The following is a 20,859-nucleotide window of genomic DNA, read 5'->3' as shown; positions in this document are numbered from 1 at the left end:
GACCAGTCAGCCCCGTCATGTCGGGTCGGGTGCGTAGAACTTCGTGGTGGCCTGCACCGCGGCCGCGACGTGCTGCGGCTCACCACCGGCGGCCAGGTGCGCCTCGCCCCAGGCCGCGGCGCTGCGACGGATGAACTCGCGCCCTTCGGGCGACTTCTGGACCGCCTCGTGGTCGGCGGTCTCGCCAGCGGACAACAACCGGGCGAGGGCGAGCAGGGCCAGGTCCCAACCAACGCCGCCGGCACCGGGGCCGTAGGTCGGGAAGAGGGGCTCCTCGACGACCGCCGCGTGGATCAGCTCGAACTCGGTGTCGCCGGCCCGGCCCGGGGCCAGGCGCACTTCCACCTCGCTCGTGCCGGGCCAGGCGTCGGCGTCGGGCCCGTAGAGCCAGGACACCCTGAGCAGACGCGGCGGCTCGCACCGCAGGATCTCGCCGTGCTCACCACCGTCGAACTCGTACTTTCCGCCGAGCCGCAGATCCCCGGTGACCGGCTTCAACCAGCGTTGCAGCCGCTCCGGGCTGGTGATGGCGTCCCAGACGTCGTCGACCTGCGCCGCGTACCGCCGCCGGAGCTCGATGGTGTACGCCTCACCTGCGGGCAGGCTGCCCTTGCCCATGGCCCGCCGCGCGGCGGCCAGTTCATCCAGTACGTCTTTCATGTTCCGTTCCTCTCGCTGCCGAGTTTGCACTGTCCGCACCGGTGCCGGACTCGGCCCGCCGGGAGGTCTGCCCGCCAACCGAGTTCCGAGCTGCCCGCCGGCCCCGGGCCAGCTCGGTCTCCAGCGCGTCGAGCCGCTGCTCCCACAACCGGCGAAACCGGTCCAACCACGCGTCGACTTCGCTCAGAGGCGCCGGCTCGACGGCGTAGAACCGTCGAGCGCCCACAGCCCGCACCGAGGCGAACCCGCTGTCCCGCAACACCCGCAGATGCTGTGAGACACCCGGCTGGGAGAGCCCGAACTCGGCCCGGATCACGTCCGTGACGGCGCCGGAGGTCTGCTCACCGTCGGCGAGCAGCTCCAGGATGCGCCGGCGTACCGGGTCGCCGAGGATGTCGAAGGCGTGCACGAACAAGCATCATGCCAGTCTTCACTTATATAAGCCAGCGCTGGCACGTGAGACTCGAATCCGGCCTTGGCCACGCCTCGCCCGACCCCGGGTTCGGTGACGCCGGATGGGTTCAGTGCGAGAACGGCTCCAAGCATCCGAATTCGGCAGCCGAGCCGGTGACCTCGACCATGACCCGCTCGGGGCGCACGTCCCCGATCACACAGCCCACCTCCGCGAAGCGAACCGCGTACACCGCTCCTGGCGGGGGTTCGTCCTGCCCGATGGGCGCCCGCATGCCGGTGACCTCGATGACCTCCGCCTTGATACCCAGATCGAGCAGCGCCCGCCAGGTGGACGCCGGGGCGAAGTCCCCCGCCGTGCGTAGTGCTTCGAGCTTGGGCCGGATCCGCGCGGCGAGCTTCTTCCCGGTGCGCTGGTCCGCCTTGGACAGCTCGTGCCGTCGCTTCCAGCCGTTGTTGTCGCCATAGTGGGGAGGTGCGTCTGCCTGCGGACCGGTCGGCTCCGCCACCACGACAGGCGACGCCGACGCACTCGTGGGTATCGCCTCCACCTCGCCGGCCCTCGTACCGGGCGTCGCGCAGCCGAGCGACAGCAGAACAAGCGAGGCAGCAGCCGCCAACCAACCGATCTTTCCTGCTCGCATCAGTGACCCCCGTCTATCAGATGCCGAGGACGTGATGATACGACGTGCCCCCGATTCAGACGCTCGATGCCCGACCGCCCTCCATCTCGGCCGGACCGAACTGCGACTCCATCTCCGCGTAGGCGGCCTCGAAGTCCCGCACGACGTAGCCGTGATGCTGTTGGCCGCCCTCCGGATGCTCGGCGAGAAAGTCCCGGAACATGTTGTCGTCTCCGTCGTCGTGCGGCCTGATCACCTCGATGCTGACGTCACCGATATAGCCCAGCGCCATGTCGATGCGGGTCAGTGCCAGGCACAGGCGATCAGCTGTCCGCGGAGTGGGTGTCGGCGAGGGCCTCGCCGAAGAGCCGTCCGGCGAGTTCCACGCAGCGCATCCGGGCAGGAGAGAAGTCATAAGGCATCTTGGTGATCGCCGTCGCGGCATTCATCTCCGTTCCCTCCTCCCCTGTCAGGTCGGCGTCGTAGATCTCGAAGATCTTCTCCTCGGCCGCGTCGAGACCAGCCGCCTCGATGGCCTGATTCAGGGCCATCAGATGAGCGCATCGCTGTACGGCGAGCTCTTCGACGCGCGGGTCGTCGGGGTCGACACCGTCGTCGAGGGCGGCCTCGGCCGCCTCCAGACGGTCCTCCTCGGCCCGCAGGTCAGGGTGGGTCGCCAGCACGATGAACGTGCCGGCCTGGATGGCGGCGCCCAGCGGCCCGAAGATCCGTTCTGTGACCAGCAGGGCGTCCAGATCGGAGGGGCGCAACGCGCCCGGGGGCAGGTGGCTGAGCCGGTCCGCCACCAGCTCGGAGAGCAGCCCCAGCGGGCTGCCCACCGCCTGCAGGCGCTGGACAGCCACGCGCCGACGTTTGATCGCGGCCTCCTGCGCCGCCAAGGTCTCCTCCAGCCTGCTCAGGACCGACTCGATATCCGGGGCGTGGTCCGGGGCTTCGTCTCCAGCTTCGTCCCGGGCTTCGCCGAAGGCGGCCCGCATGTCGTCCAGGCTGATACCGGCATCAGCCATCTTGCGGATCCAGAGCAGGCGGGTCATGTCGTCATAGCCGTAGCGGCGGCGGCCGTCCCCGCCGCGCTCGGGCTCGGGCAGCAGACCGATCTCGTGGTAGTGGCGGATGGCGCGTGGGGTGGTCCCGGCGAACGCAGCGGCATCACCGATCTTGACCTGCCGGGGAGGCGTGAGAGAGGGGTACATCGCAGACAGAGCCTTTCGTGCTGTGGTGCCCCGACCTCACCACATGCCGCTACGGCATGTGCAACAACCTGATCCAGGTGCCACCGGAGCCAGGACCTAGACCACCGGTACGAAGGTGGCGGCCAACACCCGCCAGTCGCCATCCTCACGCACCCAGAGTCGGGTGTAGCGCAGCCGCGCGGACATCACAGCACCTCCCTGAACGGCATCCACCGCGGCGACCATGCGAGTCACCCCAGTCTGACCGTCTTCCTGGACGTCGAGCGACTCCTCCACCAGGCTGGTGATTCGCAGTGCACCGGAGCGGTAGCTCTCCAAGTCGTCTTCCTTCGTGAAGACCGCGCCGTCCGGTCCGGCACCCACGACCTGCGGGTGCAGTAGCGCGTCGAGGGACTCGACGTCGGCGGCGCGCTGGGCGGCTTGGAGTCGCCGTTCCGCAGTGAGGAGATCCATCCACCGATCCTCCGCAGCGCGCCGCAACAGGACAAGCGGGTTAGCTCGCGGCAGAAGGACGGGAAGGACTCAGAGTGCTCGGGCCAGCATGATCGCCTGGTCGTCGCGTTCCTTGCCCTGCGCCCGTCGCACCAGGCGGCACACCTCGCGGAGACCGACGGCCTCGATGTACGAACTCAGTTCGTCCGCCGTGTACAGATGGCGCTGTAACTCGATCTCATGGCCGAACTGACGGTAGGCCCCGGAAGCATCGCGCGTGCCCTGCCCGGACTGAAATCCGACGAGCAGGTGACCGGCTGGACGGAGAACCCTGGCTGCCTCCGCGAGAATGCGCGCCTGCCCAGCAGGCCGTGTATGGATGATCGAGTACCACAACATCACGCCGGCGAACTGGTCGTCTGGGTACGGCAAGTCGGTCACCGAGCCCACAGGCGTCGACCATCGCCAGGTCGAGCGCCGACTCCCAGCGGGTGTCCGGCAGGTGGGCGGCATAGTCCTCCGCCACGATGTCGTAGGCGCGCCGCACCCCGCAGAAGTCCAGAGGTTCTGGTGGAGAGGACGTCACCTCGCGGATTGTGTCACCAGCAGGTCCTGGCCCGGCCTACCGACATCCCGTTTCACCTTCCGCCCGCCGACAGAAAGCACGCCGCCTGAGTAGTCTCGTCACGCGATCACTCCGCCCCGCTGACCCGCCTGCGTGTGCGACAGTGATTCATGCCGTTGAGCGAGCACCACCTCAGGACGTCGATCGCCGTGTCCGACATCCAACGGGCGGTCGCGTTCTATGAAGGCAAACTCGGCCTACAGGCGTTGCAGTCGGGCCCCAGCGCGAATATCGCCGACGGCAGCCGCGTCTATGGTGCCGGCGGCGTGGCGGCCCTGAATGTGTACCAGTCGGTCACTGCCGGCACGAGCGCGGCGACGCTGGCGACATGGTACGTCGATGACATCGACCGAATCGTCGACGAGCTCGTCTCGTCCGGCGTCGATCTCATCCGGTATGACGGGCTCGACCATGACGCCAAGGGCATCACCGCTCGGGCCGGCGGTGGACGTATCGCGTGGTTCCAGGACCCGGACGGCAACACCTTCGCGCTCGAAGCCGACGTCTGACCGCTGGGCCCGGCACGCCCCGCGCCACCGCCCGCCGAGGGCAGGCCGCGTGGCCGATTCTGGTGCCGGATCAACGAAGGCAAGTACCGGCGGACTATTCGCCGTGGCGTACCTGGTCCTGATGCTCGTGCTCCCCGTCGTCCCGACAGTCGCCGAGTATGAGCGCCGACGGGACGCCCCGCGATACCCCTGAGCCGCCGGGCGGCCGCGACGAACTGATCCTCTACCGGCAGAGGTCCCCGAAGCGGTGGTGAAGACCGAGAGCTTTCGGCGGCCTCAGTTCCGGGCCGAGCCCGAGGTGTCGGGCGCCCACCAGCGGGTCGTACCGGACGGGCCACCCTGCTGCGCCTCGATCGCCCGGATGTGCCGGTACGCAATCCACAGCGGCGGGAACGCCCCGACCGCGAAGGACAGGTCCACCACCGTCCAGAACCACGGGATCTCCCGCAGCGGGCCACAGATCAACGCCAGCGGCACGATCCCGACGCAGGCGATCATGCCGAGTTGCACCACCCAGACGTTTCGCACCGGATCACGCAGCGGTCCCCAGAACGCCACCGCGAGCACCAGGTGGGCGAACGCGAGCCAGTCGGTCCCGTACCGCATGAACGGATAGCGCTCGCCGGTCTCGACCAGCCCCACGTGGACCCGCTAGATCCAGCCGACCAGCGCCGGAAGCTGGTCGGCGAAGGGGTCGAACGCCCGCAGCAGCCAACGCACCTCGATCTCGAGCGGGAACGCGGTCACCCCGCTGAAGAACAATCCCACCACCACGACCCACAGCCAGCCACGAATCCGCCGTAGACGCGTCTCGATATCCACACCGTCAGGTTAGGGGTACAGGAACGTCGGCGGTGCCGCGGTGGGGCTCAGGCGGCGATCCGGATGCTGAGCTGGGCGCCGAGCTGGCGGAATCCCAACGCCTGCGCCACCCGACGCGACGGCTCCGGTCGCGCCCGCCACTGCGGCAGCAGACGGTGGTGCAGAGCGTCCGCGACTGCCGCCGAGGCGACGGCACGAGCCAGCCCTCGCCCACGATGATTCGGGAGAGTGAGGACGCACATGTGGGCCGCAGTCCCCGGCCAGCGACGGTAACCGGCCGCCGCGACTGGGCGGCTCCCGCGACGCACCACGAACGCACGAGAGGTGATCTCGGCCAACCCGCATTCGTCGGCGTCGTTCACTGGGGCAGCGGACAGAAGCTCGGCCAGGTCGTCATGCCCACCGGAGGCCACCTCCACGGCACCGAGTCCGGCCGGCCGGAACTCGTCCTCGTCGAGATAGGCCAGGCTCGCCGGACCCAGCACCTCGGCCACCGGCAGGACGGAGCGCAGCCGGTCAAGGTCGGTCAACGCCTTCACGGGTACGACGCGCAGCCTCTCCCGTAGATTCCCGGCCCTGCTGTCGGCCGGCACCGTGACGATGCCGGCATCGCCCAGCACGACGATGCCGACCCAGCCGGGTGGGCAGAGCCGCGATCCGGCCGAGACGGCTGTCTCGACGCCGCCGTCAGCGGGGAACGTGATCGGCACGCCGGCCATCTCGCGCCAGACATCCCGAGCCCGAACGAGCAGCGGAACGCGCAACATCACCGCATCCTCACGCCTGGCCCGGCGTTCACGCCACCGAGTTCACCAGCGGCACGCCGTTCGTACTCCGAGAAGCCTGATCGCGGTCGGCGCGCGGCGATTCCTGATCGACGAAGATGGACCCATGCCCCGCCTTGTCGGCCCCGCTCTGCCCGCCGGCCTCCTCCGCGACACCGGGCAGCCCCGCCTCGACGCCGGTGAGGGCATGGTCCTACGGCCGTGGCGTGACACGGATGCCGCCACGGTACGGGCGGCGTTCACGTGTCCCGACATCCAACGGTGGCACATGCGCCGAATGGACAGCGACGACGAGACGCAGGAGTGGATCGCGAACTGGGCCCGACAGTGGGCGGACGAGTCCAATGCGAGCTGGGCTGTCGCCCGCGGCAGTGATGATCGCGTCGTCGGTCAGGTCGGCCTCCGCACGATCATGCTGTCGCAGGCGTCGGCGGAGCTTTCGTACTGGGTCCTGCCCGCTGCTCGCGGAACAGGTATCGCCGTGCGAGCGGTCCAGGCGCTGACATCGTGGGCGTTCGGCACCCTGCGGATGCACCGGATCTTCCTGGTCCACTCGGTGGCCAACTCGGCGTCGTGTCGGGTCGCGCAGAAGGTCGCCTTCGGCATCGAGGGCACCCTGCGCGGTCACCTGCGGCACGCCGACGGGTGGCACGATGTGCACGTGCATGCGCGACTGCGCACAGACACCGGCACCGGAGTGTAGATCTACCATTATCCCGGTTTCCGCACGCCCGGCGGTGACCTGCTGGTCGAGCTGCAGTCCGCCACCGTCCTGCCCGACCGAGGCCGAGATCGACCCAATCCCGCCTCCGGACGATCGGCCGCCGCCGCCCACCCGCGTCGCCGTGTCATCGACCGCCAGGACTGACAGAATCGTGGTCACGGAGCCGATACACGGGGGCGAGGGGGATCCATGAGCGACTGGAACGAGAAGATCATCGCCGAGTTTCGCGCCAACGGTGGGCAGGTGGGTGGCCAGTTCGCGGGCGCGCCGCTGCTGCTGTTGCACACGGTCGGCGCCAAGAGCGGCCAGACGCGCGTGAGCCCGATGATGTACCAGAAGCTGGACGACGGTTACGCCGTGTTCGCGTCCAAGGGCGGGGCTCCCACCAATCCCGACTGGTACCACAATCTCGTCGCGCATCCGCAGATCCGGGCGGAGATCGGCACGGACACGGTCGGATTGGTCGCCCGGGTCGCCGAGGGTGACGAACGGGAGCGGATCTGGAGCGCGCAGAAGACCGCCTACCCGGGCTTCGCCGACTACGAGCGCAAGACCACCCGCCAGATCCCGGTCATCGTCCTGGAGCCGGCGCCGTAGGCGGACACGACACCGCTCCTTGACCTCAACCTGAGTTGAGGTGCTTCACTGGCGGCCATGGATCTTGACGGTACGCGCGTCGCCATCACCGGCGCGGCACGTGATACGGGCAGGCTTCTCGCCGAGGCGTTCGCCGCACGCGGTGCACAGGTCTTCCTCTCGGCCCGCGACGTGGAGGCGGCACACCGTGTCGCGGAGGCGATCAACCGGCGAGGAGCAGGCCGGGCCGAGGCCTTTCACTGCGACCTCGCCACGCCGGACTCGGTGCGGGGATTCGCCGCTGCCCTGGCCGACCGGACGAGCCAGCTCGACGTGCTCGTCAACAACGGTGCCCCCTACCTCCACGGTGACGACCTGGCAGACGCCGACGACGACACGATCGAGAGCGTGATCGCCGCCGGCGGGACCGGCACCGTGCTGTTGACCAAGCACCTCTTGCCGCTGCTGCGCGCGTCGGCACGGCCGGACGTCGTCAACATGATCTCCGCGTGTGGCGAGGTGGGCCAGCACCGGTCGGGCGCGCATCCCGCGTTCTATGCGGCCAAGCACGCCCACGCCGGGTTCGCCGAGATCCTGTCGCACCGACTTCGCACCGAGGGGATCCGAGTGATCTCCCTGTTCCCACCGGACTTCGTCCAGGACGGACCCCGGCGGGCGGACAGCGACCTGACCGCACAGTCGGTCGTCGACTGCGTCCTCTTCGCCGTGGCGCAACCGCGTGACTGTTTCATCCGCGAGTTCCGCTTCGAGCAGGTGACCGGTCCACACTCCTGAAAACCCATTCTTGCTGCCGTGGCCGAGACCTCGCACAGGACAGGCACCGTCGTCACGAGTCGCGGCGTAGTTCCCGGAGTAGGCCGTGCCGGCGCAGGGCCCAGGTGAGGCGCCGGACGCTGGCGTGCCGGACGAACAGCACCGCCGCCCGACGGATCAGTCCGAATCGGTTGTTGCTCTGCTGGTCGTCGATCGCCTGCCAGATCAGCTCACGCACTCGGGCGCTGTCCAGGGCCGCGCGCACCTCGCGTCGTACCGTGGGGTCCTCGGCCGCCGACGCGATGGCCGCCGCCTGACCCGGTTGCTTGACCAGGGGTTGCACCGCGGCGACGAGAGGGCGACGCACCTCGTCGTTCTCCAGCAGCAGCAACACCGCTTCCCGGATCTCGGGCGTGTCCAGGCCGGTACGCAGCAGCTGCAACAGGCTGCGTTCCACCTCGTGGTCCTGGTCCGCCACGGACAACCTCGCCAGCAGGTGCGTCACCTCGTCGAGATCGACCAGGTGACGCAGCCCGTCCCGGAACTCCGGCAGCTCCCACGCGGCCTGGAGGGCCTTGGCCAGATTGCGATCCATGGATAGCCGCTACCCGTTGCCACCGACCGGCGAAACCCCTCCGGCCCACCGCATCAGTCCTGTGCGGCCCCGCTGCGGGCCGCCAGCCGGGCCGCGCCGTCGTAGGATCTGGCGTCGTGGCGGTGATCGATGGCGCTGGCCCTGCGTCCGCTCTGTCCGCACTGCGGACCGACGGCTTCGTGGTGCTGCCGGGGGTGTTGTCCGGTGCGGAGCTGGCCGCGGCTCGCGATCACGCGGACGACCTGCTGCGCGGGGTTGGCTGGAGCGACAACGACTTCGACGGCCGGCGCACCCGACGCGTCTATTCCCTGCTGAGTCGCCCCGGCGCTCTCGAACCGTTGCTGCTGCATCCCGAGGTGCATCGCCTCGTCACCGCGTGTCTGGGCGAGGTGTACCAGTTCGGCATGCTGTTCCTGTCCGCCGTGGACCCGGGCCAGGGTGCGCAGGCGCTGCACGTCGACGCGGGCGTCTATCCCCTCCCCCGGCAGGTGGAGGCGGAGACCAACGTCATCTGGGCACTCGACGACTTCACCGACAGCAACGGTGCCACCCTGATCGCGCCGGGCAGTCATCGCTGGGCCGACGGCCGCCGTCCGCGACCGCACGAGCTCGTCCCGGCGGTCATGCCCGCCGGCAGCGCGCTCGTCTACAGCGGGCGCCTCTGGCACGCCGCCGGACACAACGCGGCCGAGACCACCCGCCGAGCCCTCATCTGTGAACACGTCCTGCCCTGGCTCCGGCCCGCCGACAACCACATCCTGGCCACCGGCGTCGAGCAACTCCGGCTGCTGACCCCGGCGTTACGCCGTCTGGCCGGCGTGGCACCGGCCAGCGCCTATCTGGGTTTCGTCGCGGGCCAGGACCCCGAGCAGTGGCTGCGGCAGACGGCGGCCGACTGACCCCCGCGCCCCCGACCTCGATCGCCCCTGGGACCTAGGATGGTCTCGATGACCGTTCCCCAGGTACGACCCGACGACCTCCCCTCCGACGAAGAACGAGTCGAGGCGGCCCTGCGGCTGCTCTCCGGCGCACCGGTCGAACTCGATGTCGCGACCAAGCGGCTCAGTCGGGGCAGCGGCGTCTACGCCTGGTGGGCCGACCCGCTGGTCCTGCCCGATCTCCCCGGGCCGCCGAACGAGCACGTCCCGTCGCTGCGGATGCTGTATCTCGGTCGGGCGACCAGCCTGCGGGGCCGGATCCTGCGCAACCATCTGCGGCGGTCGGGCAGCTCGACGCTGCGCCGTACGCTGGCCGGGCTGTTGGTGGCGGAGGAATACCGGACGACGTGGACCGACCGAGTCGTCCTGGTTCCGGAGGACGAGGCACGGCTGACCGCGTGGATGACCGCGCACCTGCGGTTGACCTGGGCCGAGGACCCGGAGCCCACGACCATCGAGGCGGAACTCGTCCGGCGTCTGCACCCGCCGCTCAACGTCCACGGCGTCGGCCCGGAGCACCTCCAGGCGGCCGTGGTCGCCGCCAAGAACGCGTACAACGCCAGCAGCGGGCCGGCCTAGCCCGCACAGGCCCCCTGAACGGCAGGCGGTCGACGAATGAGCGGGTCAGCGAGGTGGCCACCTCCCTGACCCGGCACGCCAAGGGCAGCTCCAGTTCCTCGTCGTCACCGCCGACCACTCGCACATCTGCCTCGCCGTCGAGTTGTCGTCCGAGCGGGCGTTCGAGTTCGCCGCTGCGGCAGCGCGCCACACCCGTGTGATCAATTCCGACATCGCCGCACTGCTCTACTTCCTCGGCGTGCTGCGAACGACGATGTCCCGCCTGGACGACCTCGACGAGCAGGGACTACTCGATGCCGAGACCCTCGCCGAGGGCATGGCCGGGGCGTGCACCCCGGAGGTGTCAGGCAGGCGGGTCGGGGTCGGGCTGCGGCGGGGTCCGGGTCAGGACGGCGTACCCCTGGTATCCGGGGCCGAGCACGACGATGGTCGCCCGATGATCTGGTGGGGCGCCGAAGGCGCTGCTCTGCACCGCTGGTACCACCGGAGCGAAGTCCGGTCCGCCGAGGTCTCCGGCGTCTGCCGCGTCACCGTCGCCCATGACCACTCCCGCACGTCGTCGATTCCTGTTCCATCATATCTTGTCTTCCACTATATTAGGTGGATGAGTTCTCGGGCGATGACCGAACCGGCCTTCTTCATCCTCACCGCACTGCTGGACGCCCCCCGTCACGGCTACGGGATCGTCGCGGAGGTCGCCGAACTGTCCCAGGGACGGGTGCAGCTGAAGATCGGCTCGCTGTACGGGGCACTGGACCGGCTGGTCGGCGACGGCCTGGTCGAGTTGGACCGCGAAGAGGCATGGCAGGGACGACTGCGCCGGTACTACCGGCTGACCGAGCCCGGCCACGACGCCCTCGACGCGGAGGCCCAGCGACTCGCCGCCAACGCGCGCCTCGCCTCGACCCGGCTACGCGACCGACGCAACCCGATCACAGGAACGTCCTCGTGAGCCGGCTGGAGGAGCGCTACCGGCGCGTCCTGCGGCTGCTGCCCACCGCGTACCGGCAGGAATGGGAGGACGACATGGTCGCCGCCTTCCTGGACAGCATGGACACCGGCGACCCCGAGACCACCGAGTACCTGGCCGACTACGGACGACCGAGCCTGTCGGAGGTCGCCAGCATCGTGTCCCTGGCCGCCCGGCTGCGCCTCGGCGGCGCGGACGCGTCACCCCGCTCGTACGCCTGGGGTCAGGCCGTGCGCCTGGCGACCCTGATGACGATGCTGACCCACGCCGTCATGGTCACCGCCGGCATCGGCGTCACGCTCTGGCTCACCGGGAAGATCCCCTGGCTGCCCGTACCGGCATCCGACTGGACACTCGCCACGTCGTCGAGCGTCTGGCTCACCACCTGGAATCTCGCCGGCTACGCCTGGCTGCCCGCCTACCTCGCACTGGTCCTCGGGCAGCGGCGCGTGGCCCAGGCCATCGCCCTGATCGCCGTGGTGCCTCCCGCGATCACCACCGTCGTGACCCAGGCCGCCGGAGACACCCCACTGTCCGTGTCCCCCTGGGCGATGCGGCTCGTCGACGTGCTGCTGCTCCTGGGCATGACGGCCTTCCACCAGGGTGCCCCACCGGTGTCGCGCCGACCGTGGCTGCTCGCCCTGCCGATCGGCATCCTCCTGGTTCCCGTACCACTGTTCACCCTCCAGGCGGTCGAACCCGCGCTACGACTGCTGGACTGGCCGGGCCTGTCCTGCGCCGCGGTCACCGTCGCCATCGCCGTCCACCTGACCGTACGCGGACCGCACCGTCCCGCCCGTACGCTGCCATGGTCACTGGCGCTCACCCTGCTCGCCACGGCCACCGTCGCCCTACGGGCCGCGACCCTGCCCGACTACCACCACCAGGTCCAGCGCACCGCACTCACCACGATCGCATCCGTAGAGGTCGTCGCCGTCCTGGCAGTGGGCGTACCCCTCGCTGTGCTGGCGCTGCGCGCGCTGCGCCGACTCCCGCCGGTCGCCGCCCCGACGTAGGGTCGGATCCATGCTGGAGTCGCAACGCGAAGGTGTCCCCCTCAACGACGGCGGCGAGCTGGACACGGCGCTGGCGTTCCTAGCCTTCGCCCGGTCCTGCGTCCTCAAGAAGGTCGACGGTCTGGACGACGAACAGCTACGACGCCGTCTGGTCGTCTCCGACACGACGCTGCTGGGACTGATCCGACACCTGACCGACGCCGAACGATACTGGTTCGGGTACACCCTGGCCGGCGACACCCGCCACGCCGACGTCGACTTCGACATGGTGGTCGACCCGGACCTCACCGGGGCGCAGATCGTCGACGACTACCGCCGCGCGATCGCCGAGAGCGACGCACACATCCGCGCGGCGGACGGCATCGACAGCCGCACCGCCCAGCCGGTGGACGACGGGCCGCGCACCCTGCGCTGGGTGCTGGCCCACATGACGAGCGAGACCGTCCGGCACGCCGGGCACGCCGACATCCTGCGAGAACTCGTCGACGGCATCACCGGACGCTGAGCAGCCCCCGGTCAGCTCTCGGCGGCCGGGTCGGCGGTCGACTGCGTCGGCCAGAAGGGCCACTCCTCGAACGCGACGCAGCGACCGTCCTCGGCAAAACGCATGATCCACAGATCGCGGTACTCCTGGGGGTCCCGGTCGCCGTAGCGGACCTCCAGCCGCGCCACCGCGGTGTCGCCCTCCACGGCGACGATCTCGCTGGCCACATGGAACACCTCGTCGGGGCCGGTTCGCTCGTCCTCCCACATCGCGGCGATGGCCTCCAGGCCGACGACCGGTGTCCGGTACGGTCCCTGCTGGTAGCTCGCCTGCGGTGTGAAAATCGTCGCGAGTACGTCCGTCCCCGGCGTCCGCCACGCCTGTTCGTAGGCCGCGAGCCAACCGGCCACCTGTTTCCTGTCCACGGATGTCAGCTTGCCACTCGGTCGGGTCGTCGGCGGCGATGTTCGCCCGACACCCGGGTCCGTCCGGAGGATCGCGACACACGACCGGCGACGCCCGTCGCGGGCACTGCGGCGACCTCGGCGCGTACGCGAGAAATATCCGGCGCGGTGAGCCCCGGGCAGCCGATAGGTTGCAGCCCATGGGCAGAATCCTCTCTGTCAACCTGGCCGTGCCGGAGCGCAGCACCGCCAAAGCGGTCGGCATCACCGGCATCAACAAACAACCCGTCGACGGTCCCGTGGCGGTCCGCGCCCCCGGACCGAAGACCACCGGACTGCACAGTGGACTGGTCGGCGACCAGATCTTCGACATAGCGCACCACGGCGGTGACGACCAGGCCGTCTACGCGTACGCCCGCGAGGACTACGACTGGTGGGAGGCGCGACTCGACCGGGTGCTGCCCGGCGGAATCTTCGGCGAGAACCTCACGACGGTCGACGTCGACGTGAACGGCGCGGTGATCGGCGAGAGATGGCTCATCGGCGACGACCTCGTGCTGCAACCGACCTTCGGGCGCATCCCGTGCGCCACGTTCCAGGCAAAGATGGCAGAGCCCCACTGGCTCAAGACGTTCACCCGCGAGAACCGCCCCGGCGCCTACCTGCGCGTCCTGGAGCCCGGCGAGGTCCGTGCCGGTGATGCGGTGACCGTGACGGACCGGCCGGCCCACGGCGTGACGATCGCGGACGCTTTCCGCGCCTACATGACCGAGCCGGAACTGGTGCCCACGCTCCTGGCGATCGACGGCCTGCCCGACGACCTGCGGGACGTCCTGGGCGGGCGGACGTGACGTTCGGGATGCCACGGGCCTCGGCGGACTCCCGCCGGCCCGGTCCCCCCGCGCCCGGTCCTGCCCCGCCGACAGGCGGGATACAGGGTCTCCGTCTCCAGCGGCCACGTGCCAGCATCACTTCCATGTCTGAGCTGACCGTCCGGAGCATGACCGAGATCGAGTTCGGCCAGTGGTACTCCGGCCTCGTCCGCGCCTACGCCGACGAGCAGGTGGCGGCCGGGAACTGGTCCGCCGAGAATGCCCTGGAGATGGCCCGCCACAACAACGAGACTCTGTTGCCGAACGGCTTCGCCACCGCCGGCATGCTGTTCCTCAAGGGCGAACTCGACGACGGGACCACGATCGGGGTGCTGTGGATCGGGCTCACCCATCCTCGGGGCATCTCTGACTGTGCGTTCCTCTACGACATCGAGGTCGAGCCGACGCACCGTGGTGCCGGATACGGGCGCAAGTTGCTGGCGGCCGGCGAGGACGTCGTCCGCCGGCACGGCGTCTCGGCCCTCGAACTGAACGTGTTCGGTGACAACGACCGTGCTCGGCGGCTCTACCAGAGTTCCGGCTACCGGGTGGTCACGCAACAGATGCGAAAGACGCTGACCGGTGATGCCCGGTGAGCCGCCGCCGCGATTGCTCGCGGCGGTGCCGGCCGGCCCGACGCGACGGTAGGTGACGGTGTCACTCCGGCGAAGGGGCTAGCCTGCTGACATGGCGAGCGCTGAGCTGGATGAGTTGATCGTGGCGGACGCCGAGGAGTTACGTGCGTGGTTGTCCGCCCACCACGCCACGTCACCCGGTGTCTGGCTCGCCCTGACCAAGAAGGGTGGCACGGTCACCACCCTGACCTGGCAGCAGGCGGTCGACGAGGCCCTGTGCTTCGGCTGGATCGACGGGCAGGCCAAGAAGCGGGACGAGGAGAGCTCCTGCATCCGGTTCACTCCGCGCCGGCCGCGCAGCATCTGGTCGCAACGCAACGTGGCGCACGTGGCACGGTTGGAGGAGCAGGGGCGGATGCTGCCCGCCGGGCGTGCCGCCGTGGAGGCGGCGAAGGCGGACGGGCGGTGGGCCGCCGCGTACGCCCCGTCCTCGGAGGCCGAGGTGCCCGAGGACCTTCTCGCCGCGATCGCCGCCGAGCCCGCCGCCCAGGCCATGTTCGACGTACTCACCAAGACCAACCGGTACGCGTTCGTGCACCGCCTCAACGCGGTGAAGCAGGCGCGGACCCGGGAACGGAAGATCGTCGAGTTCGTCGCGATGTTGGCCCGGCACGAGACGTTCTATCCGCAGAAGGCCAAGCCGCCGCAGTCGGCGTCCGCCTGAGCGCCTGCTGGCGGTGGCTGACGGCCGGGCGCACTATCGTTGCGGCGTGCACATCCGTTTCGACATCCCCGCCGATCCCGCCTACCCCGGCCGCGTGGCCGCCGCGATGAGCCGTGACCAACTGCGCAGGTACGCCTCCGTCGGCGCGGTGCTGCTGACGGTCGGCGTGATCGGTCTGGTGGTCACGCGGGGGTCGTCGTGGGGCGCGCAGATCACGCCGTTGTGGATGGCGATGGCCATCGGTGGTCTGCTGGCGATGCTGTACTGGCCGTGGGTGCAGTGGCGGGCCCGGCGCCGCTCCGGCGGCTACGCCGTGGACGGTAGCTACGACATCACCGACGAGAACATCATGATGCGCAGCGGCTCGGAGTCCGGTGGCATCGCCTGGGCGGGTGTCTCGCGGGTGAAGGACACCCCGGAGTTCTGGGTCGTGTACGTCGACCGGATGCCGGCGACGGTGATCCCCCGCCGCCTGATGTCCGCCGGGGACGCCGAGACGTTGCAAGCCTTCATGGCCGCCCGTGGGCTACTTGAGGACGATGCGCACCGGCGCTGATCCGGCGCTACCCGGAATACTCGGCGTGCAGTTCGGCGTAGGGTCGACGCCGGTCGGGATGCCACCGGAGTCTGCCCATGCCGATCTCGGCGCAGCAGTGCGTCCTTGGTACGCGGGCTTGATGCGCCGGGCATTCCTCGGCCAGGGCGCGTACCTGCTCGGCTTCCCGCTCGAACGCTGCGCGGCTGCCGGTGAGCACCAGCGTCTCGGCGGCAATGTCCCACCGCAGATGATCACGGAACTCCTGATGCCAGCCTCGCGAATGCTCGCTGGTCGACAACGAGGGCCACGCATCGCCGGGCAGGTCCACGGTGTGCGGCCGTCCCGGGCCCAGCCGCGTACGGACTTGTTTCCAGCGTGACGGCGGGAACGCGAGCCGGTGGTGCACCAGTATCAGGTCGAGCGGACGTCCCCATCCGCGATCGTCGTGCGAGCCGGTACGGCGCAGCGGAAGAAAGACAATCGTGTACGGCGATCGGGCGGCCAGCCCCCAGGCCAGGGCGAACATCCTTGCGGTGGGCGCATCGAGGCAGAACTGGGCGCCGAGACGGCCCTCGTAGAGGACTGCGGAGCCCGGCACCCTCGCCGGGCGCACGATGCGGTACTGCTGGCGCCCGAGCCGGACCGTACTGACCAGCACCCGCCAGGGGTGTCCATCCAACCGTCGACCCACGCCAGCCTCTCCGTCGCTCGCCGACCTCGCGTCGAGCATTGTCGTCCCAGCGGACACCGAACGGCCACGGGGTTTCCACGACGGGCGTGCGGCGTCCGCTGCGACGTCGGCTCAGAGGGGACCCAGGACCTCGTCGGGTGAGGCGTCCAGGGAGAGTGTTTCGAGCACCTGGAGCAACTGTCGCTCCTCGTACCGGAAATGGCTCTCCATGATCGCGGCGACACCCTCCAGGTGACGATCGAGCTCGGTGACCGGCGCGGCCCGCTCGATGGCGGCCTGCAGGCCGCCGAGCAGGTGCGCGATCATCGAATGATCCTGGCGGAGATAGCGCAGCACGGGCGCCAGCTCCGGGTGGGCCGCCTCGATCGCCGGAAACAGGGTGGCGTCCTCGCCCCGATGGTGTCCGTCGAGCGCGGCGCAGAACCCGTGGCAGTACAGCAGGAGGTCACGGGTGGCCGCCTCGCCGGATGTCCCGTCGGCGACTGCGGTGCGAACGAGGTCGAGCGCCTCACGGAGACGGGTGTGGACCTGGCGAAGCTCGTAGCTCCAGGCGACGAGCCTGGTCGTCTCGCGCTCAGTCACGCGAAGACGAAGGATGCGACGTGAACACCGTCGGCCTCCCTCGGTAGGGCGCCTCCATGCCTGACACGGTCTGCCACCGGCACGCGACGCTCACCGGAGCATAGTTCATGGGTAGCCTGCCGTCGTGATCGATCTTGTCGCACGGCACACCGTCCTCGCGGTCGTGGTCGGGTCGCGCGCGTACGGACTGCACGGCCCGGACTCCGACCATGACCGGCGTGGGGTGTTCGTGGCACCCACCCGTGCGTTCTGGCCGCTGGACAAGCCGCCCACCCACCTGGACGGACCGGCCGAGGAGCAGTTCTCCTGGGAGATCGAGCGGTTCTGCGTCCTGGCCCTGCAGGGCAATCCGACGGTGTTGGAGGTGCTCTGGTCCCCGCTGATCGAGGCGATCACGGTCGACGGGGAGGCGTTGCTGGCGACGCGGCGGGCGTTCCTGTCACAGCGGGTGGCCCAGACCTACGGCAACTATGCCCGGGACCAGCTCGACCGGGTGACGGCACGGCGGGAGCGGACCGGCCAGACCAACCACAAACAGGCCATGCACATGATCCGGCTACTGGTCGCCGGAGCGCACGTCCTGCGTACCGGTGAGGTCCTGGTCGATGTGCGGCATCTGCGCGAGGAGCTCCTCGCGGTGCGGCGCGGCGACCTCGCCTGGGAGTCGGCCACCGCCTGGGCCGCCGATCTGCAGGCGGCCCTCGCCGACGCGGCCGTCGCCACCGCGCTGCCGGAACAGCCCGACCGGACGGCCGTGGACCGTCTGCTCACCGCCGTCCGGGAGAGGAACCTGCGATAAGCGCCGACACACTGCGGGTACTTCTCACCGGGCTCGACCTGATGCGGACCGGTCCCTGGAGACGGACCTCGCGGTGCTCGGCGTGCGTACCCGGCTGCGGTGAGTCCGGCGCCCGCCCACCTGGCCCTACCGACGACGAAGGGCAAGGAGATCTCTCCCTGCCCTTCTTAAAGATATAGCGCACCGGGGGGCTTGCGGCAAGGCCCCGGGTATGCCGCAGAATCGGCCGGCCGAGCCCACAAGCTGCGGAAACGGGGGCAGACGTGCGGGTGTTGATGTCGACTGACGGCAGTCACGGGGAGGTCGGGCCGGGGTGCCCGACGGTGTCGGAGGTGTCGCGATGACCGAGCAGTACGTGGTGGATCTCCAGGAGGTGGACGCGACGCAGATCGCGATGGTCGGCGGGAAGGGCGCGCACCTGGGTGAGTTGTCCCGCGTCGACGGCGTCCGGGTGCCGGCCGGGTTCTGCGTGACCACGGACGCCTTCCAGCGGATCATGGCGGACGCACCGGTCGGCACGCTGCTCGACGATCTGGCGGACCCGGCGGCGGACGACCGGGAGGTGATCGGTACGCACAGCGCGCGGATCCGCCGGATCATCGAGGGGGTCAGCGTCCCGGCCGAGGTCACGGCCGCGATCACCGGCGCCCTGGCGTGGTACGGGGAGCAGACCGCCTACGCGGTGCGGTCCAGCGCGACGGCCGAGGACCTGCCGTCGGCGTCGTTCGCCGGGCAGCAGGACACGTACCTGAACGTGGTGGGGCCGACGGCGGTGCTGGCGCACGTCCGGCGCTGTTGGGCGTCGCTGTTCACCGAGCGGGCCGTGGCCTACCGCCGACGCAACGGCATCGACCACCGGTCGGTGCGGATGGCGGTGGTGGTGCAGCAGATGGTCTTCCCGCAGGCGTCCGGCGTCCTGTTCACCGCCGACCCGGTCAGCGGCGACCGGACCGTCGCCACGGTGGACGCCGGCTTCGGTCTCGGTGAGGCCCTGGTCGCCGGGCTGGTGACCCCGGACGTCTACCGGGTACGCGCCGACGAGGTCGTCGGCAGGTCGGTCGCCGCGAAGCAGTTCGCCGTGCAGGCCCTACCGACCGGCGGGACCGCGCAGGTGACGGTCGACGCGGCACGGCGCGCGCAGCCGGCGCTGACGGACCCGCAGGTCGTGGCGCTGGTGCGGCTCGGGCGACGGATCGAGGCGCATTTCGGTCGGCCGCAGGACATCGAGTGGTGCCTGGCCGACGACCGGTTGCACGTCGTGCAGAGCCGACCGATCACCACGTTGTTCCCCGTTCCCGACCGCGACGAGGGCGGTAACCACGTCTACGTCTCGGTGGGTCACCAGCAGATGATGACCGACCCGATGAAGCCGTTGGGCATCTCGGTGTGGCAGCGCACGGCCATGGCCCCGATGATCGAAGCCGGTGGCCGGCTGTTCGTCGACGCGATCCGGTTGTTGGCCGGCCCGGGCCGCGCCGCGTTCCTGGACATGATCGGCAGGTCCGACCCGTTGACCCGGGACGCGTTGCAGACCGTCCTGGACCGGGGCGACTTCGTCCCCACGCCGCCGGACGCCGCTGTCGCCGCTCCACCGGCCGGCGCAGCGCCCGCCCCGATCCCGACCGACCCGGCCGTCGTCGCCGAGCTGGTCGAGCGCAGCCAGGCGTCGATCGCGACGCTGCGGCGGGACATCGCGACGAAGACCGGACCCGAGCTGTTCGACTTCCTGCTGGCGGCCTTCGAGGAGCACAAGCGTGTCCTCGCCGACCCGGTGAGCGGGCAGGCGATCATGGCGGGGATGGAGGCCACCTGGTGGCTCAACGACCGGTTGTGGGAGTGGCTGGGTGAGAAGAACGCCGCCGACACGCTCACGCTGTCCGTACCCGACAACGTCACCTCGGAGATGGGCCTGGCGCTGCTCGACGTCGCGGACGTGATCCGCCCGTACCCGCAGGTGGTGGCGTTCCTGGAGGGTGTCGACGACGACGGCTTCCTGGACGGGCTGCCGGAGGTCGAGGGCGGCGGAGAGGCCCGCTCCGCGATCGAGGCGTACCTGGAGCGGTACGGGATGCGGGGCGTCGGCGAGATCGACATCACCCGGCCACGGTGGCGTGAGCGCCCGAACACCCTGCTGCCGGTGCTGTTGGACAACGTCCGCAACTTCGCTGCGGGCGAGGCCGGGCGACGCGTGGCGAACGGGCGGCAGCAGGCGCGGCAGAAGGAGCAGGAGATCCTGTCCCGGTTGCGGATCCTGCCCGACGGGGAGGACAGGGCCGCCGAGACCAAGCGGATGATCGACCGGGTCCGCACCTTCGTCGGGTACCGGGAGTACCCGAAGTACGACATCGTCAGCCGCTACCTCGTCTACAAGCAGGCCCTACTGGGCGAGGCCGAGCGCCTGGTGCGGGCCGGGGTGCTCGCCGAGGCGGAGGATGTCTTCTTCCTCACGTTCGGGGAGTTCCACGAGGTGGCACGCACGCGCCGGGTGGACGCCGGGCTGATCCGGCAGCGCAGGGAGGCGTTCCGGTCGTACCACGCGCTCACTCCGCCCCGGGTGCTCACCTCCGACGGTGAGGCCCTGAGCGGGGCGTACCGGCGCGACGACGTGCCGGCCGGTGCCCTGGTCGGCCTGCCGGTCTCCACCGGGACCGTCGAGGGGCGCGCCCGGGTCGTCCTGGACCTCGGGCAGGCCGACCTCGCACCGGGCGACATCCTGGTCACCGCCTACACCGATCCCGGTTGGTCGCCGCTGTTCCTCGGCGTCGCGGGCCTGGTGACGGAGGTGGGCGGTCTGATGACCCACGGCGCGGTGATCGCCCGCGAGTACGGCCTGCCGGCCGTGGTCAGCGTCGAGGGGGCCACCCGGCTGATCCGGGACGGGCAACGGATCCGGGTGCACGGCACCGACGGCTACGTCGAGATCCTGCCCTGACGCCG

General features: G+C 70.0%; 27 protein-coding genes and 1 pseudogene. 15 read left to right on the top strand and 13 right to left on the bottom strand.

Annotation, left to right across the window (positions count from 1 at the left end):
- Nucleotides 1-15 precede the first annotated feature (15 nt).
- The 7 genes from ACWDVW_RS15655 to ACWDVW_RS15625 all read right to left on the bottom strand — a co-directional run bounded on the left by ACWDVW_RS15655 (nt 16) and on the right by ACWDVW_RS15625 (nt 3,781).
- Entirely contained in the window at nt 16-660 is a 645-nt protein-coding gene (locus ACWDVW_RS15655) for an SRPBCC domain-containing protein (protein WP_449948878.1), read from the bottom strand.
- Nucleotides 641-1,069 carry an ArsR/SmtB family transcription factor gene (locus ACWDVW_RS15650; protein ID WP_449948875.1) on the bottom strand — a complete coding sequence of 143 codons (429 nt, stop codon included), beginning with the start codon at nt 1,067-1,069 and terminating at the stop codon, nt 641-643. The genes ACWDVW_RS15655 and ACWDVW_RS15650 overlap by 20 nt, the downstream gene beginning before the upstream one ends.
- Nucleotides 1,070-1,181: 112 nt before the next feature.
- Nucleotides 1,182-1,580, bottom strand: a complete 399-nt coding sequence (locus ACWDVW_RS15645) for a DUF6993 domain-containing protein (RefSeq protein ID WP_449948872.1) — start codon at nt 1,578-1,580, stop codon at nt 1,182-1,184.
- A 190-nt stretch (nt 1,581-1,770) separates the two neighbouring features.
- On the bottom strand, nt 1,771-1,986 hold the full coding sequence (locus tag ACWDVW_RS15640) for a hypothetical protein (protein WP_449948870.1): 216 nt from the start codon (nt 1,984-1,986) through the stop codon (nt 1,771-1,773).
- A gap of 31 nt (nt 1,987-2,017) precedes the next feature.
- On the bottom strand, nt 2,018-2,908 hold the full coding sequence (locus ACWDVW_RS15635) for a MerR family transcriptional regulator (RefSeq protein ID WP_449948867.1): 891 nt from the start codon (nt 2,906-2,908) through the stop codon (nt 2,018-2,020).
- Nucleotides 2,909-3,004: 96 nt separating this feature from the next.
- A complete protein-coding gene (locus tag ACWDVW_RS15630) occupies nt 3,005-3,361 on the bottom strand; it encodes a nuclear transport factor 2 family protein (protein ID WP_449948864.1) in 357 nt (118 codons plus the stop codon).
- Between the two features lie 69 nt (nt 3,362-3,430).
- Complete coding sequence (locus tag ACWDVW_RS15625) at nt 3,431-3,781, bottom strand: class I SAM-dependent methyltransferase (protein WP_449948862.1); 351 nt, start codon at nt 3,779-3,781, stop codon at nt 3,431-3,433.
- A 294-nt stretch (nt 3,782-4,075) separates the two neighbouring features.
- On the opposite strand from ACWDVW_RS15625, the gene ACWDVW_RS15620 reads away from it, so the two are divergent.
- Entirely contained in the window at nt 4,076-4,474 is a 399-nt protein-coding gene (locus tag ACWDVW_RS15620; protein ID WP_449948859.1) for a VOC family protein, read from the top strand.
- Between the two features lie 276 nt (nt 4,475-4,750).
- On the opposite strand, the pseudogene ACWDVW_RS15615 reads toward ACWDVW_RS15620, so the two are convergent.
- Both ACWDVW_RS15615 and ACWDVW_RS15610 read right to left on the bottom strand, forming a co-directional pair.
- Nucleotides 4,751-5,296 (bottom strand): annotated as a pseudogene (locus ACWDVW_RS15615) (hypothetical protein).
- A 47-nt stretch (nt 5,297-5,343) separates the two neighbouring features.
- Nucleotides 5,344-6,063, bottom strand: coding sequence for a GNAT family N-acetyltransferase (locus tag ACWDVW_RS15610; RefSeq protein WP_449948856.1), 720 nt, complete (start codon nt 6,061-6,063; stop codon nt 5,344-5,346).
- Nucleotides 6,064-6,187: 124 nt separating this feature from the next.
- On the opposite strand from ACWDVW_RS15610, the gene ACWDVW_RS15605 reads away from it, so the two are divergent.
- The 3 genes from ACWDVW_RS15605 (at nt 6,188) to ACWDVW_RS15595 (ending at nt 8,176) form a co-directional block, all read left to right on the top strand.
- Nucleotides 6,188-6,784, top strand: a complete 597-nt coding sequence (locus ACWDVW_RS15605; RefSeq protein ID WP_449948853.1) for a GNAT family N-acetyltransferase — start codon at nt 6,188-6,190, stop codon at nt 6,782-6,784.
- A 210-nt stretch (nt 6,785-6,994) separates the two neighbouring features.
- Nucleotides 6,995-7,402: a nitroreductase family deazaflavin-dependent oxidoreductase gene (locus tag ACWDVW_RS15600; protein ID WP_449948850.1), complete on the top strand. Its 408-nt coding sequence runs from the start codon at nt 6,995-6,997 to the stop codon at nt 7,400-7,402.
- Between the two features lie 57 nt (nt 7,403-7,459).
- On the top strand, nt 7,460-8,176 hold the full coding sequence (locus ACWDVW_RS15595) for an SDR family NAD(P)-dependent oxidoreductase (RefSeq protein WP_449948847.1): 717 nt from the start codon (nt 7,460-7,462) through the stop codon (nt 8,174-8,176).
- 52 nt (nt 8,177-8,228) lie between these two features.
- Here ACWDVW_RS15595 and ACWDVW_RS15590 read toward each other — a convergent pair whose 3' ends face one another.
- Nucleotides 8,229-8,750 carry a hypothetical protein gene (locus tag ACWDVW_RS15590; RefSeq protein WP_449948844.1) on the bottom strand — a complete coding sequence of 174 codons (522 nt, stop codon included), beginning with the start codon at nt 8,748-8,750 and terminating at the stop codon, nt 8,229-8,231.
- 116 nt (nt 8,751-8,866) lie between these two features.
- Between ACWDVW_RS15590 and ACWDVW_RS15585 the strand changes: the two genes are divergently transcribed.
- The 5 genes from ACWDVW_RS15585 (at nt 8,867) to ACWDVW_RS15565 (ending at nt 12,758) form a co-directional block, all read left to right on the top strand.
- The gene (locus ACWDVW_RS15585; protein ID WP_449948842.1) at nt 8,867-9,649 is read left to right on the top strand and encodes a phytanoyl-CoA dioxygenase family protein; all 783 of its coding nucleotides are present in this window, start codon (nt 8,867-8,869) and stop codon (nt 9,647-9,649) included.
- Between the two features lie 48 nt (nt 9,650-9,697).
- On the top strand, nt 9,698-10,267 hold the full coding sequence (locus ACWDVW_RS15580) for a GIY-YIG nuclease family protein (protein ID WP_449948839.1): 570 nt from the start codon (nt 9,698-9,700) through the stop codon (nt 10,265-10,267).
- Between the two features lie 619 nt (nt 10,268-10,886).
- Nucleotides 10,887-11,219: a PadR family transcriptional regulator gene (locus ACWDVW_RS15575; RefSeq protein ID WP_449949000.1), complete on the top strand. Its 333-nt coding sequence runs from the start codon at nt 10,887-10,889 to the stop codon at nt 11,217-11,219.
- Nucleotides 11,216-12,253, top strand: coding sequence for a hypothetical protein (locus tag ACWDVW_RS15570; protein WP_449948836.1), 1,038 nt, complete (start codon nt 11,216-11,218; stop codon nt 12,251-12,253). The genes ACWDVW_RS15575 and ACWDVW_RS15570 overlap by 4 nt, the downstream gene beginning before the upstream one ends.
- A gap of 10 nt (nt 12,254-12,263) precedes the next feature.
- Nucleotides 12,264-12,758, top strand: a complete 495-nt coding sequence (locus ACWDVW_RS15565; protein ID WP_449948834.1) for a DinB family protein — start codon at nt 12,264-12,266, stop codon at nt 12,756-12,758.
- A gap of 11 nt (nt 12,759-12,769) precedes the next feature.
- On the opposite strand, the gene ACWDVW_RS15560 is transcribed toward ACWDVW_RS15565, so the two are convergent.
- On the bottom strand, nt 12,770-13,162 hold the full coding sequence (locus tag ACWDVW_RS15560; protein ID WP_449948832.1) for a nuclear transport factor 2 family protein: 393 nt from the start codon (nt 13,160-13,162) through the stop codon (nt 12,770-12,772).
- A gap of 179 nt (nt 13,163-13,341) precedes the next feature.
- Here ACWDVW_RS15560 and ACWDVW_RS15555 point away from each other — a divergent pair, with 179 nt between their 5' ends.
- The 4 genes from ACWDVW_RS15555 (at nt 13,342) to ACWDVW_RS15540 (ending at nt 15,868) form a co-directional block, all read left to right on the top strand.
- A complete protein-coding gene (locus ACWDVW_RS15555) occupies nt 13,342-13,992 on the top strand; it encodes an MOSC domain-containing protein (RefSeq protein ID WP_449948829.1) in 651 nt (216 codons plus the stop codon).
- Nucleotides 13,993-14,117: 125 nt separating this feature from the next.
- Nucleotides 14,118-14,609 carry a GNAT family N-acetyltransferase gene (locus ACWDVW_RS15550; protein ID WP_449948827.1) on the top strand — a complete coding sequence of 164 codons (492 nt, stop codon included), beginning with the start codon at nt 14,118-14,120 and terminating at the stop codon, nt 14,607-14,609.
- Between the two features lie 91 nt (nt 14,610-14,700).
- A complete protein-coding gene (locus tag ACWDVW_RS15545; protein ID WP_396749593.1) occupies nt 14,701-15,312 on the top strand; it encodes a YdeI family protein in 612 nt (203 codons plus the stop codon).
- 46 nt (nt 15,313-15,358) lie between these two features.
- Nucleotides 15,359-15,868: a YcxB family protein gene (locus ACWDVW_RS15540; protein ID WP_449948824.1), complete on the top strand. Its 510-nt coding sequence runs from the start codon at nt 15,359-15,361 to the stop codon at nt 15,866-15,868.
- Nucleotides 15,869-15,875: 7 nt separating this feature from the next.
- On the opposite strand, the gene ACWDVW_RS15535 is transcribed toward ACWDVW_RS15540, so the two are convergent.
- Together ACWDVW_RS15535 and ACWDVW_RS15530 are read right to left on the bottom strand one after the other, a co-directional pair.
- Nucleotides 15,876-16,541, bottom strand: coding sequence for a hypothetical protein (locus ACWDVW_RS15535; RefSeq protein ID WP_449948821.1), 666 nt, complete (start codon nt 16,539-16,541; stop codon nt 15,876-15,878).
- Between the two features lie 111 nt (nt 16,542-16,652).
- Entirely contained in the window at nt 16,653-17,123 is a 471-nt protein-coding gene (locus ACWDVW_RS15530; protein WP_449948818.1) for a hemerythrin domain-containing protein, read from the bottom strand.
- Between the two features lie 124 nt (nt 17,124-17,247).
- Between ACWDVW_RS15530 and ACWDVW_RS15525 the strand changes: the two genes are divergently transcribed.
- The gene (locus tag ACWDVW_RS15525; RefSeq protein WP_449948816.1) at nt 17,248-17,922 is read left to right on the top strand and encodes a nucleotidyltransferase domain-containing protein; all 675 of its coding nucleotides are present in this window, start codon (nt 17,248-17,250) and stop codon (nt 17,920-17,922) included.
- Between the two features lie 340 nt (nt 17,923-18,262).
- Entirely contained in the window at nt 18,263-20,854 is a 2,592-nt protein-coding gene (gene rph / locus ACWDVW_RS15520) for a rifamycin-inactivating phosphotransferase (protein ID WP_449948813.1), read from the top strand.
- The last annotated feature ends 5 nt before the right edge of the window (nt 20,855-20,859 follow it).

The sequence above is a fragment of the Micromonospora sp. NPDC003241 genome (genome assembly GCF_053589795.1).
Note: the sequence above shows the minus strand (reverse complement) of the source record. Positions and strands in the feature narration are given on the sequence as shown.